This is a genomic window from Acetobacter lovaniensis (assembly GCF_014207635.1).
GTDB lineage: Bacteria > Pseudomonadota > Alphaproteobacteria > Acetobacterales > Acetobacteraceae > Acetobacter > Acetobacter lovaniensis.
In genome coordinates, this window is sequence record NZ_JACHIE010000019.1 from 1 (window position 1) to 13,094 (window position 13,094).

Below are 13,094 nucleotides of genomic sequence, written 5' to 3' on the forward strand. Positions count from 1 at the left end.
CTGACCGCTCAACTGTCCAAGAGACCTTCCGTGTCATTTCATTTCTGCCTGTGGGTCAGGGTAATCGCTTCATGGAGGTCAAGCTGAGTCTGATTACCGCTCAATAAGCCCGTAGGCTCCTGCTCATACGGGTCTAGGTGTTCTCTGTTGTGTTGGGTGCTTGTGCGTCTGTGAGGGCGGGGTTCCAGTTTGCTCACTGCGCTCGCCTGTAGTTGGTCTGCTGCTCAGAAGGTGTGTTACGAAAAGTCTCTATAAGGGAACACTTGTATGGGACTTTTCGTAACGTACCTTTTGACGTGAATAATGACAGTCATGAGTGTCTGGTAGTATATCAGGGCTTATGATAAATCAGGGGGGATAAAAATAAATAGGTGATATTATGACCACTACCGTTGCTCTTTCAGATAATGCGTCGGATATTGTGTTGGCTCTGAAAGACTATTGCAAAAAAAATAAAAATCAAATTGATACATATTGGGATGTCCCAGAAGGGCACGGAAACTATTTAACACATAAAATATCATGGGATTATCATATTTATGACATAGAAGAGGCTCATTCATGCAATGATTTTTTCACACTCGTAAGCAGTGAGTCACTGACCAATTACAACTTACCATACGACAAGCTCTTTATTGTTTCGAGATTTAAATACCCAAATGGCTCTATGCATTATCTTGTATCACTTTGTTTTCAAGCATCAGATATTGATGATCATAAAACCATAAAAGTTTTAATATTCCAAGGCACATTTAAAGAAGATGGATGGTCTTGGTATTTGCATGGCTATTCTCCTATAATAGTTGAAGAAAACGTACCTGATAGTTTAAAGGTTGGGTTTGTTCCATTGTGCGCCCCCTTCATTGACATGACACTTGGTGAATTTCTCAATTCATCAACAGCAGATCGTGGATTGTTTCAAGTTTATTATTTGCTTTGGTTATATAATGCTAAAACGAGAATGGTATCCAGTTCGGTGCCTCCCGGTGCTCTCGCCAAAAAGCATAATAGGAAGCCATCTTCCAGAAGATCGCCAATTAAAGCACCCATAATAATAACACCAAGCCCTTCAACTGTTACTATTCTGTCTAGCAGGCCAACAGTAGGTAGTGGAGGGTGGACAATGAGGCCGCATAGTAGATCAGGCCATTGGCGGACATATAAGAATACTGGAAAACGTATTTGGGTTGAATCATATGACGTTCATGGTGGGGCTACAGGGCCACAAACATATAAAACATCATGAATAATATCATGTGCTCCACTCATAAATATTGTTTTGGAGTGCAACATGGATATCATCGTACCTACCTTGGCATTAGACCAAGACGCATTAAAACTGGCATTTAAAGAGTGTGGTCGGGTCTTCGTAAGAGAGGCCCGTCTACTGCTTAACCAGTATGGGGATGGATTGCCTCATACCGAAACTGGTTATCTTGCCAGTCATCTGAAATGGTCAGTCAGGCAAAAAGGCTCCGTGTTATCCTTGGTAGCAAGAGCAGATGCCAGATACGCGACAGCATTGTTCGCGGGATCAGTCCGTCATGGACATCAGGTGAAACCCCGGCCTCTCTTCGATATCGCATTGGAAAGATGTGAAGCTAAATTCCGAGCCATTATAGCCAGTCACCTCAATATCATTGCCATTTAAGGCATTTGGTAATAGACCCGGATATGTGTTTATCATTCCCTTGAGATGAGGTCATAATGTCATTCTCTTTCTTATCCGGTGTTGAATTTGTTGATGAAAAAGAAAAGCCCAAAGGGGCGTCTCCGAGAGACAAGTTCATTACCAATGTTGATCAGCAGATTAAGAGCTATGAAAGCTCTGCTGAGGGGAAAAAACATTCCGTCACGACTGGCAAAAAGACACGTGAAGTTCGTTTGTGGTTTTCAAGCACCGACAATGAGAACTTCATTGGTGACCTTCGCTTCGCAGGCATGAAAATCGAAATTCCCGGCAAAAAAGGTAAGAGCATCAAAGTCACGGGCGGTATTCCCGGCTTGATTGCTTTCTTGGGACAGGTCAAAGAAGCAGCCATCAAAGGCGAGCTTGATAAGGAAATTAACCGTCTTCACGCGGCTGTTAAAGCTCGCCGTGCTGGTAAGACTACAGCTCAATAGGCCCGTCTGTCTTTGCCGGGGTCACGGGTAACTCATTGACCCCGGTATTCAGGTAGTTGCGTGTTACCAAGCCATGATGACTTCGACACAAGCTACGGACATTCTCAAGGTCATATTTACGATCAGGCGCCTTATCCAATGGCACGATATGATCGACATGAATGTGCAGGGAGTTGTAATTTCCCTCATCCCAACACATCACGCAGAACGGGTTTCTCTTCCGATAATTCTCTGAAAACTCACGCCATGTACTATCATACTTTTCTGTTCGCATGTTCCTATGAGTGCGGTTGTAATGATAGTTCCTCTGTGTCGATGAACACCTGATTTTCTCAGCCATTGTTAATCACCTCAAGTGTCGTGTTGACGAACAGGGGGTGAATGATCTTGCTATTATTGCGTAGCAATATGTCATCGGCCATCGACCCATCTTGATAGATATACTGCGCCAGCACAGGTAAGGGTATCTTGTCCGTGGGATCGACATAAAACTCCACAACCTGTGGTAACACTGACCCGCGAGTGCTGATATCCGCGATAGTCTTGGTATAGAGGCGCTTTAAGCGATTAAATGCCTGAGAGTCCAAATTGCTATCACCCATTTGAGCCTCAAAGAGTGGCTTCAATGACGTGAGTATATTCTCGGCTTGTGACGAGGAATCAAACTCAATCTGACTGACCGCTGCGCCTATATAACTGAGGATCACGATCCTTAGGCTTGTCGCCGTGGTCTCATTCATTGTCGGTACTAATGTTCTACTCGTTGGATCATACCCAACTTTTTCCATCATGCCGATAAAAACTGACAGACGTTGAACCGGGTCTGGGTATAAGTCTGTGATGTTGTCCATAATATCAATGATGCTTTGCATTATCGGCCTCCGATACGTGGCTGTGATGTTGTCCTTGTTTTAACGTCTCCAATTTTCGGATTTACCGGCAATGTGTGAGAGCCCATTGTCGCACTGGTAACTTTGCCCTCATGATTGACATTGAGGTTAATCGTCATGTCACCCGAGACATTGGCATTTGCTGTAGTTTGCTGGGCCTGACCCTTAGGTGTGCCGCCACTGTATTGCTGGTATTGTGAGAGAGTGGACCGTGCGTTGTTGAGGCGAGTGGCGTACTCCCTGCCCCTGACCCCGTTATCAAGGTATTCCTTGGGACGTTCGCCATCGAGAAAGCCCTTATTGGCATCTTCTAGTGTTGAAGCCCCGTAGAACTCGCCACCGGCCTTCTTCTCGCTGGTTTTCATTTCCCATAGGTTCGCGTCTAGCTGTTCCTGCCATGACATTTGGTCAAGACGCTTGCCGAACTGCTTCTGTATGGCTTTTTCGCGCGGTCGCTGCTCTTGCAAGATACCAACAGCATGGCCGTTGTCACCGATGGCCTTCTCATTGAAGCCTGATTCCTGTTGGACATTACCAACAATCGTGGCGGCCTGCTCTGGCTTGAGACCTCTCTGTTTGACCAGAAAGTCCATCATTTCCATTTTGCGCTGTTGCTGCTCTAGGGGGGAGTATCTACCCGAGGAATGATACCTACGATCCATAGACATCTGCTTTTGTCGATTAGCCACGATACCAGCGTCAGAGCCATCGTATTTGAGTTCCTTGTAGAGACTATAGCCCGCATACCCAGCCACACCCGCAGCAGCACCTAAAGCGAGAACAGGCGCGACAGCTCCACCACCGATTGCCGCCCCACCGAGCTTGGCAGCTTGAGCAGCGACAACCGCTGTTCTCATGCCCGTAAACGCCTTGGTGATCATCGCAATATCTGCGACCACACCAACCGCCCATGACGTGAAGCTAATAGCCTTGATTGCGAGAAAGATACCTACGAGGCCCGTGGCACCACCTAGAAGATTGTAGAGCTTCTTGGCCTCGCCAAAGAACGACCTTACGCCATCGCTAACCGCTTTCCAGTCGATGTTCTTGATTGCTTGGGCGACATCATCTGCGACACCTTTGATGTCGGCCATAATGCTATCGACGTTCTTACCGTCATTTGACCAGTTGATGAATGAGTCCAAAAGGGAATTGACTGCGGGTGCGAGAGCAGCTTCCAACTTGGTAGTCAGCACACCTGCTCGACCACCTGCCATCTTGAACTTATCGGATAGGTCTTCAGCTTGCTTGACGAACGGAGCCATATCGCGGGCATTGTCCTGCGAAGCCTTTTGCAGACGTTTGAAGCGGGCTAAATCCTGATCCATAAGCGCAGGATCAAGGCCAGCGGCACTCAAGAGGTTACGACCACCAGCTTGATTTACGGTGCCGTTTTTAAGGAGTTGCTGAACACGAGCAATGGCTTTGACTTGGGCATCTTCGAATTTCATATTGGGATTAATGCCCAACATATTGTCCGCGAACTGCGCTTGTGCGTTCATGCCCGAACCAGCTTGTGCTTGTGTATCTTGGTAATTCTTGAGACCGCCAATCTGATCCAAGCCTGTGAGCTTGGACATCTGGTTTAACTGGACAATCTTGTCACCTGCGACACCCAAGAGCGCAGACGCATTGCGTATTTCCTGACCCCAATTTGCAAAGTTCTGTGTGAGCTTAACAACACCCATCACCGAACCCACACCAATGACACCAGCGAGCGCCTTGGTCATACCCATAAGCGGTGAAGTGACCTGACTGATATGACCCTTGAGCGATGTGAAGCCCTTCTTCATATCGTCTAGGTGCTTCTTGCGGGCTTTCATCGATGCGTCATAGCCAGACAGCTTATTGTATTGGGCTAGTTCCTTCTGATACGCCCGCATGGGTGCTTGTGCGGCCCTGAACTCCTTATTGAGTGTTTTGAGCTTTGCTGTGGCGGCATCAACCAACTCCACTCTGGTCGTAAATGTCCCATTTGCTGCCATGTTATGCTCCTAACTCAGCATTCGCGGCAGCGAGTGACGTGCTTAAACTCTGCTTTGCGGTATTGGTTGTTGTGATCGTAAGGGACTGAGCACTGCTGAATTTCTGCGCGTCAGTGGAACCTGTGACCTTGCTTGTAACGGTACTGGTCGTGGAAAATGGGTTCTGAGCATATCGACCAAGCGTTGAATGGCTCATCACTGAGTCGATACCGGATATTGCGGTCGTCGTAACCGCAGTGGTCGCCATACCAACAGCCCCATTCAAGAGACTGTTCGCGGTATCACCGAGACCAAAATCAAGGTCATCAAGACCGCCCATTGCCTCACTGAGCAGATCACCAGCGGTATCAAGTAGGCCAAGGGGCGTTATGGGAACTTGCGGCAATACAGTCGCGGCGACAAATTCCATTTCAACTTGTATGATGCCCTTCTCATTCATCTTCTCAGAAAATTCAGAAAAAATACACGCCGCTCGATACATACCGCGACTTGGATGAAGTAATTCCCCAATGCCTTTGACACGTAGAGCCGCTTCAAGAAGGTCTCGGCTCATATAGAGGTTTGAGTCATTGCTTATAAAAGCAGAGAAGCGAAACCTAAGTGTATTGGCCCCAAGGTCTTCTAGGTACGGGTTTGTCTGATTGGGAAACTCATGCACGATGATAGATCGGTTCATGCCGCTATCTGAAAAATCCCGAATATAAAATGGCACTCCACGAAAACTACCCACTGGACTGACTGTCATAAGTAATACCTCAATAAAATATACGATCGTCGAATATTTATTGAGATGAAAATAACAATTTCAGAGCTAAGAACGGTGTTTTGGCGTCTCCCGCATAAATAGAAATGAAGAAAGCGTTGTATTGCTTTCCGCATTTCAAAGGAGAATTAAAATGCCAAAGAAAAAAATAACAGCCAAAGATTCATTGAAGGCTAAAACAGAAATTAATACCAACACACCCATTATCAATGGGCATCACTGCTTGGATTATCTCGGTGGATATTCTGATGTCGGATATGGCTGGGTTCGTGACAATTCAACTCAGAAACTGGCACATCGTGCGTCATACGAAATCCATCATGGCCCTATACCAAAAGATATGCTGGTGCTTCATGCGTGTGACAGACGTTCGTGTGTTGAGCCACGCCATTTGAGAGTGGGCACACAAAAAGATAATGCAGCAGACAGAAAAGCCAGACCCAAGGCTCCGCTCTCACCCAGTGATAAGACCGCAATCATAAACGACACTGACGATTTCAACGCCATAGGACGAAAATATAATATCAGTCGCAATACGGTAAAACAAATTAAAGGGTTAATTCCATGAATAACTCAGATATATTGGGTCTGTATTTTCAAGGCCGTTTAACAAAAAACACATTGATAAACATCATAAATTTGAAGTCCGTTTTGTCGAGCATTGATAACGGAAACATACCTAGCGATGAATATATGAAGGCATTGATGTCCTCATTGTTCCCAGAACCACAAGATCAGGAGCAAGGAAATGGATAAGCTCAAAGAAGGAACACAACTACTCGAAAACACAGCAAAGGACTTCACGGAGTTCTGCCTAAAGACAACCGAAGAACTGAAGACGCCATACGAATTGCTCTGTGAGAAGATAGACGCAGTTATCGAAGAGCATAATGAGCTTATTGAGGATATGGGAGTTATGACAGCAGAAGATAAGATTGAGGTTGAGCAATCTTTGAAGAGATACGACACACTCTGCGACATAAAAGAAAGGTATGAAGAAGATAATAGTGTTGATATTTTGATGGAATTTCTCACAATATATTAACAAATAATTATTAAGACTATATTTTTCATGACGCGATTAGAAAACGACACTAAAAAGCCAGTATGTTTATTTCAGGAGTTAAAATGTTTAAGAATATGCTGGCCGCAGTTGGCCTAATTTTACCCATATCAGTTCATGCACAGACTTCGACTGTGATCTTTGACCATCACACTTATCATTTCAAAATGACACGCGGCAACATATGGGAAAGCCCTTTAACGCCGGGTATTTTGGACTGGAATTTCTCATCAGGTGATCATACGTTTGTCGTTCATATGGCCGGGAGATCAGCTTTTTACGGAGGCGTTCGTGACAGCCAGATACCCGGTATGGGAACTAATGCTCCGGCGAGTAATCTCCGCTGCTCATATGATCCCTATAACTCTTTCATTGGTTGCAAGGGCACCTTAGATGGGCATGGGACTTTTGATGTGATGGTGAGCGGGCAATGATAAAAATAGCTCTAGCTGCTCTTGTGGCGATCATGCCCATTACAGCCTACGCGGAGACAATGAGTAATCATAAAGGTCATTGTCTCCCCGCAAGCCATATCGGATTGGCAGATGTTAAATCCTCTCTCAGCATTTCGCTTAATGACTGGGATCATTCCGATAAAAATAATCACCCCATTGAATGTGATACGTCTGTATTGCTGACCAATGACAAGATGGTTTCAACAATGGCATTTGGTGATGAAAAAAATGTAGCAATCACATTCCATATGACATTCAAAAATGACCACTTTGATATTGATGGTGTGTGGATTGGCAATAAGTTGGAATACAAAAAAGCTCTTGGTCAATGTTACAAAAAGGATGAAAAAACATTCGTTTGTGGTGCCGTAAGTGATACCGTTGTAAATGGGAAAGTTAATATCTACGAAGTTGTGTATCTACTCGATTAAATAAAAACCCCAGACTCATACTCTGGGGTTTCTTGTGAGCAAATAAATACATGATAACAACATCTGGAGGTTATCATGCTCACAATTCTTACGACTTTTGGAATTACCGAAGTCCTGAACATTGCTGCAATCGTAGCTGTTATTTTTTATCGCAAGAAAATTAAAGCAACGGCTGAAACAGTTATCAGCGATGTAACAACTGGCGCTTAACAATGGCAGCAATCCTATTACCCATACTGGAAAAGTTTGGAAAATGGGTTGTTGTCATTGGTGTGATTGTCGGCCTCTTTTTATGGGGCCGACACTACCAGCTTGATAGCAGACTAAAAGAAACCCAACTGGCCCAATCCCAACAGACTATCACACGGATGAAGTCTGATTACGCGAAATATCAAGAGCAACAAACAGCACTCTTGAAGCAGGAGCAATCACGTCAAGCCAAAACCATCATGATCATCAAGAGTATCGCCAATGCAAAAGAAACAAATTCATGCGCTTCTAGTCCTGCCATTAGGAATGTTCTTAACGGGTTGCGCGACCACAATTCCACAGCAAGCCCCACTGACAATTCCCTCAAACATGCTTCTCTGTCAGGCAGCTCCACAAGTACCAGATGATCCCACGGATAAAGACCTGGCCTATTACATTCTCGATTTAAGTAATGCCGGTGATGACTGCCGGGACAAGCTAAAAGCCATTAAAAACATTGAGGAACCAACAAATGGAAAGAAATGACCTCGCAACAGAGATAGGTAAGCTCGTATTAGAGCAACTCGATAACGAGCATCACGCCAATAGCCTGAACAATGACATTCTCCGTGACCACTATGAAGCATGTCACTCCGAGACATCCCTGAATATCGTCAGTGATCCGTGGCGATACCTTGCTGAAAAGCACAACGATTTAGTTGATGAGATGAGGGTACATAGCAGCAAAGCCACTTTGAAAAATGAGGTTATTGAAGAGAAGCTGGCAGACCTGAAAGCCGCCTATGAAGAGCATATTTTAACTGGTGATGATCTCTTCATGCTGGTCATCAAGCATAAATCGCCATGTGAAAATCGAAGAGGTGTTAGATGGCCGATATAAGAATGACCTACGACAATCAACAGCAGAGGGCTGATATCGACCTTGAAAGCCTCTTGGGAACGAACATCACTGTTGATGTCCAGACAGGTTACGACCTCTCAACTGCCTGCATGATATCCCTGATGACTGATCGAGTAGCTGACTCAGACTGGACACTGAGCATTGACCAGAGGGGCTGGTGGGCTGATGCCTATAGAGAGCAACCAATCGGTTCTCGTATCTGGCAACTTGAACTGCTCTCGGTCAGCGATCCCTCAGAATACCTTATCAGAACAAAAGCCTATTGCGAAGAAGCCCTACAATGGCTTGTCGATGATGGTATCGCTCAGTCGGTATCTGCAAGTGCCTATTTCACGGATACCACGAAGAGAAACATTGGCGCGGACATCACTGTCACGAAGTCCAATGGCCTAACTGAGCAGTTCTCTTATGTATGGGATCAGAGCTTATAAGAGCCTTTATATTTCATATAAACAATGAGCTGCGCGATAAAAAAGTGTAAAAAAATTAGATTATTTAAACTTTTCTATTTTTATATTAATTTTTTTCACTTCCCATAAATTAAAACATACAAACGAAACAAAGATTCATATTTCCCAAACTCTCATTTTTTTTACACTTCGACCATATAGACAATCACAAGTGTAAAAAAAGCTGAATATTTAACAATTATTATTTTTGGATTATTCGAAATCAGTTTTAATAAAAGCAAATTATATAAACAGAGTTTATTTTGAAACCCACAAAAATAATATTTTTTTACACTTCAATCAGGTCTTGGGCTGAATTTTTGACTAACATTCCACACGTCAGGGAAACAACGGGTGTGAAGTGTGAAAAATTACGATTTTTTACAGACAGTTGAAGCATAGTGAGTGTAAAATATTGAATATTAGGAGATATTTCGATGGCTTACGTGATAACAAATTTAATAGATGGCTCATTATTTTTTGGATTTGATTCCAAGGAATTAATGGATAGAGCCAAAATACATGATGAGCTTGGAACGGATATTAGGAAATACGGTATTGAAAACTTTGAATACCAAACGCTAGAAGAGCCATTATCCTTGGTCGAGGCAAAGCGCCTCTTCAAAAGCGGCACTTATGGTAATGTTCCCAATTATATGGGCTGGACTGCTGACCCATATATTCGGTCAGTTACAGCAACACGAACTGGCAACAAAATTCACATTCGCATTGATACGAATGGCGTTGAATACGCTCAGTTAAGCGGAACTCTTTCTGGCGATAAAGTGCGCTGGTTCAAGGAATACAACCGACCCAATAGACAAGGCACATCAACACGCAAATTCCGTGAAATGCTGCGTGATAGTAACCCCGAGGAAATTGCACTGATAGTGAATGGCCGCTGGCATAAGAAAACAATCGAATTACCCCATGATATTGGGGTAACAATCAAAGGTGACGATTTAACATTTTATTTTGGGGATGATGTTTTCTATCTTAGGAAAATTAAAGAAGACTCTTGGGCATCATAAAATTACACTTTGATCTTTTGTTACACTGACCGTTGGTGAGGCATTACCGATACATCATTGCTGGCATTGGATTCCAATACCTAGGCAATTACGATTCGTAGTTTTGGCTTGCACTTCTAATCACAGGGGTCAACCGTGAGAGGGCGATTATGGATAATTTGTAATAATTTAATGCATTCACAAATAGCCTTATTTTGTTTATATACAGGGACAGAGACGAGGGCAAGCCCCTCGCTCAGGTGGTCTTTGACAATAGGATACGGAAGGCAGAGCGAAAGCTCTTTTGCGTGGAAATGGCTACTCGCAAGGGTTTCAGGTTCGTTTCCTGATCACGCATCCAAGACGTGACCACGTCTTGCCTCGGTGTAATTTCATGCCGTTGATATTTGGAAAATTCCAATGTCTGACAAGGCAAATTCAACTTCCGTGTCCTCAAATCAAGATCGTTTGCTGGAAATTTCCAGCAATAATGAAGTCGAAGATACGCTCTTCGATTTTCAACAATCGTTTGCCCTTAGCGTTACGGCCATTAAAGAACTGGCCAACACACAGTATATACGGGCAGCGACAGAGCTTCGCGGGATCAAACGCCAGTTGGTAGCTGGTATCGTGATTGCGTATGAATACGCCTGTGAAAACAATCTCGATCTCGTGAAAAACGTGATCGAGGAAAGCCGCAAAGAGAGTGGTTATCCGAGCGGAAACCTTGGTGTCAAACACGGAGATTTCTCGCTTTTCGCAAGAGCTTGCTTAGGCAAGGGAGTGGCGGACTTTAACAAGAACAACCCGCCCGCAATCACTCAACTGGTGGACGATGCCTATGCGGTATGGAAAGCCAGTGAAGACCGTAGTCTGCTGACATTCGGGAATGAATCGAAGCTCGCGGAGATAATCCGCGAAAAAACCTACGCGTTCTTCCACAAGAAGCTCGACAATCACTCACAAACGTCTGTGAGTGATACTAATGTTGTCAAGTTGAGCGCAGGGTTGAAAGACCTAACGGCGAATGCTGCCTTGATAGGGCGGGAAGTGGCTCTGCCAAACACTGACCTGATGGGTGAGGATAATGAGGTAATTCTCGTTACCAAAAACGGTGTTTGCCGTGTTGTGTTCGACCCCAACGCTGGGGCGGGTAAGATTGTGAAAGCAGCGACCTTTGAGGGGAAGCTGATGGATCAGTTGAACAGCGTTCTGGCAGGTCTGAACTAATGGCGCCTCTTTCTCAGCGTCAGACGGCGGGGGCGATATTCGCCCCGGCTGTTCAGCCCATTTTCAGCTCCAATGTCTGTAAAAACCAACACAGATTTAGGAGTTTTGGTGATACGGGCATTCAAGTTAAAGACCTTAACTTTCTCCAAGCGGGAAAGGTCTTTAATCTTGATGTCTTTCTTACCTCCGCTCACGTTTATCGTGACGTAAAGGGGGTGGATATCACCCACACAAGAAGACCTGATCAGGTTCATATTGTTGATAGCGGGGGATACTCGGTAATCAACAGCACGATCAAAGCCGATCAGGAATTCGCCCGCAAAATGTGGGAGTATCAGGTCAAGCACGCTGATGTTGCGCTGACGCTTGATGTTCCATTGGGCACCATTGAGGCAGGAAAAAATCCTCACTACAGGACGTTCCATGATTGCCTAGATGAAACGGTAAACCTGCTTACACTCTATAGTGAGTGGAATGGCAGCCTCGGGCTAGGTCAGAATATCCGTTGGCTAAACATCATTCAGGGGAGGAACCTTTACGAAAGTCAGGTTTGGTATGACAGGGTGAAAGGGTTCAACTTTGAGGGGTGGTCCTTTGCTGGTAAGTCCCGAAAAGACATGTCAACAGTAGTCAGTCGGCTATTTGACATGAGGAGGGATGGCCTCATTCGGAAAGATACGTGGTTTCATTTCCTTGGCCTAGGCAGTTTGAAAGCCTACGTGGCTTTAACGGCCATAAGAGACGGGTTGCGCCAATTGTTAAACTCGGAGGAAATTCAGGTTTCCTTTGATAGTGCGTATCCGTTTAACTCGGTCTCGTTGAGCCGCCAGTATTATCAAATTGACGATTGGCGGCCTGACACTTACGGATTTTCTCTACATGAAATTCCGCATGGCTTATGGGCCTTGGGAAACCAAGACTATACGGGGATCAAAGGGCCGGTATTACCCTTTATGACGTGGGATGCTCTCGCATATGACCTGAGAGGGGCTTCTGCGGGTAGGCGAATGGAGTTGGGTGGTTTGAAAAATAATCTCCTTTTCCAAAACCACAATGTTTGGAGTCTTGTGACCGCAATGGCCAATGCGGGTGATCAACTCAAGATTCCTCGTAAGGATAGGACTTTGCCAGCACTATTTTCTGACATCTATGATGTCATATTCGATGTGGTGTCTTCTGGCAGTTCGCACAAACTTGCTAGTAATTTTCATAATCTGGCAGCGATCATCATATGATCAAAGGGGGCTTTGGCCCCCTTTTTTATTTCTCATGTGGCTCAACCTCAACGAATGGAGCCAACACTCTCATTCGATCCATTAACTCGTCTCGTGTAGCTTGTTTGATGTTCTCACGGTTGTAAAAAAGGCTTTTGCCATCTGTTTCTACACAAATATCATCATCGACCTCTCTAGGTTTCAACTGCGTCACTAACTTACCTATTTCCGGCTCATCAAATAAAAACATAACTCTTGCCTGGACTATCAATTTAATAACCGGGTCCATCTCGAAACTCCGCAAATACCCTTAGAGTCCTCTACAGAGCTTCTGAGCCTTTGCACGCTACATTGGAGCAAAAACACCTT

The 13,094-nt window shown here is 44.7% G+C and carries 19 protein-coding genes; 14 read left to right on the forward strand and 5 right to left on the reverse strand.

The genetic code is table 11. The features are described from left to right. Positions 1–379 precede the first annotated feature (379 nt). Genes HNR55_RS14485 through HNR55_RS14495 form a run of 3 tightly spaced genes read left to right on the forward strand, consistent with a single transcriptional unit; the run spans position 380 to position 2,124 of the window. On the forward strand, positions 380–1,246 hold the full coding sequence (locus HNR55_RS14485; protein WP_166116542.1) for a hypothetical protein: 867 nt from the start codon (positions 380–382) through the stop codon (positions 1,244–1,246). A 45-nt stretch (positions 1,247–1,291) separates the two neighbouring features. Beyond that, positions 1,292–1,651: a hypothetical protein gene (locus HNR55_RS14490; protein ID WP_166116544.1), complete on the forward strand. Its 360-nt coding sequence runs from the start codon at positions 1,292–1,294 to the stop codon at positions 1,649–1,651. A gap of 56 nt (positions 1,652–1,707) precedes the next feature. Further along, positions 1,708–2,124, forward strand: coding sequence for a hypothetical protein (locus tag HNR55_RS14495; RefSeq protein WP_166116546.1), 417 nt, complete (start codon positions 1,708–1,710; stop codon positions 2,122–2,124). On the opposite strand, the gene HNR55_RS17320 is transcribed toward HNR55_RS14495, so the two are convergent. The 4 genes from HNR55_RS17320 to HNR55_RS14515 are packed head-to-tail and all read right to left on the reverse strand — an operon-like array spanning position 2,111 to position 5,744. Further along, the gene (locus HNR55_RS17320) at positions 2,111–2,464 is read right to left on the reverse strand and encodes an HNH endonuclease (RefSeq protein WP_166116548.1); all 354 of its coding nucleotides are present in this window, start codon (positions 2,462–2,464) and stop codon (positions 2,111–2,113) included. The two genes, HNR55_RS14495 and HNR55_RS17320, sit on opposite strands and share 14 nt — an antisense overlap. Then, the gene (locus tag HNR55_RS14505) at positions 2,457–2,996 is read right to left on the reverse strand and encodes a hypothetical protein (protein WP_166116550.1); all 540 of its coding nucleotides are present in this window, start codon (positions 2,994–2,996) and stop codon (positions 2,457–2,459) included. Before HNR55_RS14505 ends, HNR55_RS17320 begins: the two co-directional genes overlap by 8 nt. Next, positions 2,996–4,999 (reverse strand): phage tail tip lysozyme, encoded by a 2,004-nt coding sequence (locus HNR55_RS14510; RefSeq protein ID WP_166116552.1) that lies wholly within the window; start codon positions 4,997–4,999, stop codon positions 2,996–2,998. Before HNR55_RS14510 ends, HNR55_RS14505 begins: the two co-directional genes overlap by 1 nt. Position 5,000: 1 nt before the next feature. Continuing rightward, positions 5,001–5,744 carry a DNA circularization N-terminal domain-containing protein gene (locus HNR55_RS14515; RefSeq protein ID WP_166116554.1) on the reverse strand — a complete coding sequence of 248 codons (744 nt, stop codon included), beginning with the start codon at positions 5,742–5,744 and terminating at the stop codon, positions 5,001–5,003. A 151-nt stretch (positions 5,745–5,895) separates the two neighbouring features. Between HNR55_RS14515 and HNR55_RS14520 the strand changes: the two genes are divergently transcribed. The 11 genes from HNR55_RS14520 (at position 5,896) to HNR55_RS14565 (ending at position 12,746) form a co-directional block, all read left to right on the forward strand. After that, positions 5,896–6,330: an HNH endonuclease signature motif containing protein gene (locus HNR55_RS14520; protein WP_166116556.1), complete on the forward strand. Its 435-nt coding sequence runs from the start codon at positions 5,896–5,898 to the stop codon at positions 6,328–6,330. A 180-nt stretch (positions 6,331–6,510) separates the two neighbouring features. Next, a complete protein-coding gene (locus HNR55_RS14525; RefSeq protein ID WP_166116558.1) occupies positions 6,511–6,807 on the forward strand; it encodes a hypothetical protein in 297 nt (98 codons plus the stop codon). A gap of 83 nt (positions 6,808–6,890) precedes the next feature. After that, positions 6,891–7,259 (forward strand): hypothetical protein, encoded by a 369-nt coding sequence (locus HNR55_RS14530; RefSeq protein ID WP_166116560.1) that lies wholly within the window; start codon positions 6,891–6,893, stop codon positions 7,257–7,259. Beyond that, positions 7,256–7,711 carry a hypothetical protein gene (locus HNR55_RS14535; RefSeq protein WP_166116562.1) on the forward strand — a complete coding sequence of 152 codons (456 nt, stop codon included), beginning with the start codon at positions 7,256–7,258 and terminating at the stop codon, positions 7,709–7,711. Before HNR55_RS14530 ends, HNR55_RS14535 begins: the two co-directional genes overlap by 4 nt. A gap of 75 nt (positions 7,712–7,786) precedes the next feature. Next, a complete protein-coding gene (locus HNR55_RS17085) occupies positions 7,787–7,921 on the forward strand; it encodes a hypothetical protein (protein ID WP_260400929.1) in 135 nt (44 codons plus the stop codon). Between the two features lie 261 nt (positions 7,922–8,182). After that, on the forward strand, positions 8,183–8,446 hold the full coding sequence (lysC, locus tag HNR55_RS14540; RefSeq protein ID WP_166116565.1) for an Rz1-like lysis system protein LysC: 264 nt from the start codon (positions 8,183–8,185) through the stop codon (positions 8,444–8,446). Beyond that, the gene (locus tag HNR55_RS14545; RefSeq protein ID WP_166116567.1) at positions 8,433–8,801 is read left to right on the forward strand and encodes a hypothetical protein; all 369 of its coding nucleotides are present in this window, start codon (positions 8,433–8,435) and stop codon (positions 8,799–8,801) included. The genes lysC and HNR55_RS14545 overlap by 14 nt, the downstream gene beginning before the upstream one ends. Next, on the forward strand, positions 8,789–9,253 hold the full coding sequence (locus tag HNR55_RS14550) for a phage GP46 family protein (protein WP_184382753.1): 465 nt from the start codon (positions 8,789–8,791) through the stop codon (positions 9,251–9,253). Before HNR55_RS14545 ends, HNR55_RS14550 begins: the two co-directional genes overlap by 13 nt. Before the next feature lie 455 nt (positions 9,254–9,708). Next, entirely contained in the window at positions 9,709–10,302 is a 594-nt protein-coding gene (locus HNR55_RS14555; protein WP_166116571.1) for a GIY-YIG nuclease family protein, read from the forward strand. Positions 10,303–10,701: 399 nt separating this feature from the next. Then, entirely contained in the window at positions 10,702–11,511 is an 810-nt protein-coding gene (locus HNR55_RS14560; RefSeq protein WP_166116573.1) for a hypothetical protein, read from the forward strand. Continuing rightward, positions 11,511–12,746: a hypothetical protein gene (locus HNR55_RS14565; RefSeq protein WP_166116575.1), complete on the forward strand. Its 1,236-nt coding sequence runs from the start codon at positions 11,511–11,513 to the stop codon at positions 12,744–12,746. Before HNR55_RS14560 ends, HNR55_RS14565 begins: the two co-directional genes overlap by 1 nt. Positions 12,747–12,771: 25 nt before the next feature. On the opposite strand, the gene HNR55_RS14570 is transcribed toward HNR55_RS14565, so the two are convergent. Further along, positions 12,772–13,014 (reverse strand): hypothetical protein, encoded by a 243-nt coding sequence (locus tag HNR55_RS14570; protein WP_166116578.1) that lies wholly within the window; start codon positions 13,012–13,014, stop codon positions 12,772–12,774. Between the last annotated feature and the right edge of the window lie 80 nt (positions 13,015–13,094).

What these genes read in the sequence shown, in the direction of transcription:
- HNR55_RS14485 (WP_166116542.1), top strand. Translation starts at nt 380, where the DNA reads ATGACCACTACCGTTGCTCTTTCAGATAATGCGTCGGATATTGTGTTG.
- HNR55_RS14490 (WP_166116544.1), top strand. Translation starts at nt 1,292, where the DNA reads ATGGATATCATCGTACCTACCTTGGCATTAGACCAAGACGCATTAAAA.
- HNR55_RS14495 (WP_166116546.1), top strand. Translation starts at nt 1,708, where the DNA reads ATGTCATTCTCTTTCTTATCCGGTGTTGAATTTGTTGATGAAAAAGAA.
- HNR55_RS17320 (WP_166116548.1), bottom strand. Translation starts at nt 2,464, where the DNA reads ATGGCTGAGAAAATCAGGTGTTCATCGACACAGAGGAACTATCATTAC.
- HNR55_RS14505 (WP_166116550.1), bottom strand. Translation starts at nt 2,996, where the DNA reads ATGCAAAGCATCATTGATATTATGGACAACATCACAGACTTATACCCA.
- HNR55_RS14510 (WP_166116552.1), bottom strand. Translation starts at nt 4,999, where the DNA reads ATGGCAGCAAATGGGACATTTACGACCAGAGTGGAGTTGGTTGATGCC.
- HNR55_RS14515 (WP_166116554.1), bottom strand. Translation starts at nt 5,744, where the DNA reads ATGACAGTCAGTCCAGTGGGTAGTTTTCGTGGAGTGCCATTTTATATT.
- HNR55_RS14520 (WP_166116556.1), top strand. Translation starts at nt 5,896, where the DNA reads ATGCCAAAGAAAAAAATAACAGCCAAAGATTCATTGAAGGCTAAAACA.
- HNR55_RS14525 (WP_166116558.1), top strand. Translation starts at nt 6,511, where the DNA reads ATGGATAAGCTCAAAGAAGGAACACAACTACTCGAAAACACAGCAAAG.
- HNR55_RS14530 (WP_166116560.1), top strand. Translation starts at nt 6,891, where the DNA reads ATGTTTAAGAATATGCTGGCCGCAGTTGGCCTAATTTTACCCATATCA.
- HNR55_RS14535 (WP_166116562.1), top strand. Translation starts at nt 7,256, where the DNA reads ATGATAAAAATAGCTCTAGCTGCTCTTGTGGCGATCATGCCCATTACA.
- HNR55_RS17085 (WP_260400929.1), top strand. Translation starts at nt 7,787, where the DNA reads ATGCTCACAATTCTTACGACTTTTGGAATTACCGAAGTCCTGAACATT.
- lysC (WP_166116565.1), top strand. Translation starts at nt 8,183, where the DNA reads ATGCAAAAGAAACAAATTCATGCGCTTCTAGTCCTGCCATTAGGAATG.
- HNR55_RS14545 (WP_166116567.1), top strand. Translation starts at nt 8,433, where the DNA reads ATGGAAAGAAATGACCTCGCAACAGAGATAGGTAAGCTCGTATTAGAG.
- HNR55_RS14550 (WP_184382753.1), top strand. Translation starts at nt 8,789, where the DNA reads ATGGCCGATATAAGAATGACCTACGACAATCAACAGCAGAGGGCTGAT.
- HNR55_RS14555 (WP_166116571.1), top strand. Translation starts at nt 9,709, where the DNA reads ATGGCTTACGTGATAACAAATTTAATAGATGGCTCATTATTTTTTGGA.
- HNR55_RS14560 (WP_166116573.1), top strand. Translation starts at nt 10,702, where the DNA reads ATGTCTGACAAGGCAAATTCAACTTCCGTGTCCTCAAATCAAGATCGT.
- HNR55_RS14565 (WP_166116575.1), top strand. Translation starts at nt 11,511, where the DNA reads ATGGCGCCTCTTTCTCAGCGTCAGACGGCGGGGGCGATATTCGCCCCG.
- HNR55_RS14570 (WP_166116578.1), bottom strand. Translation starts at nt 13,014, where the DNA reads ATGGACCCGGTTATTAAATTGATAGTCCAGGCAAGAGTTATGTTTTTA.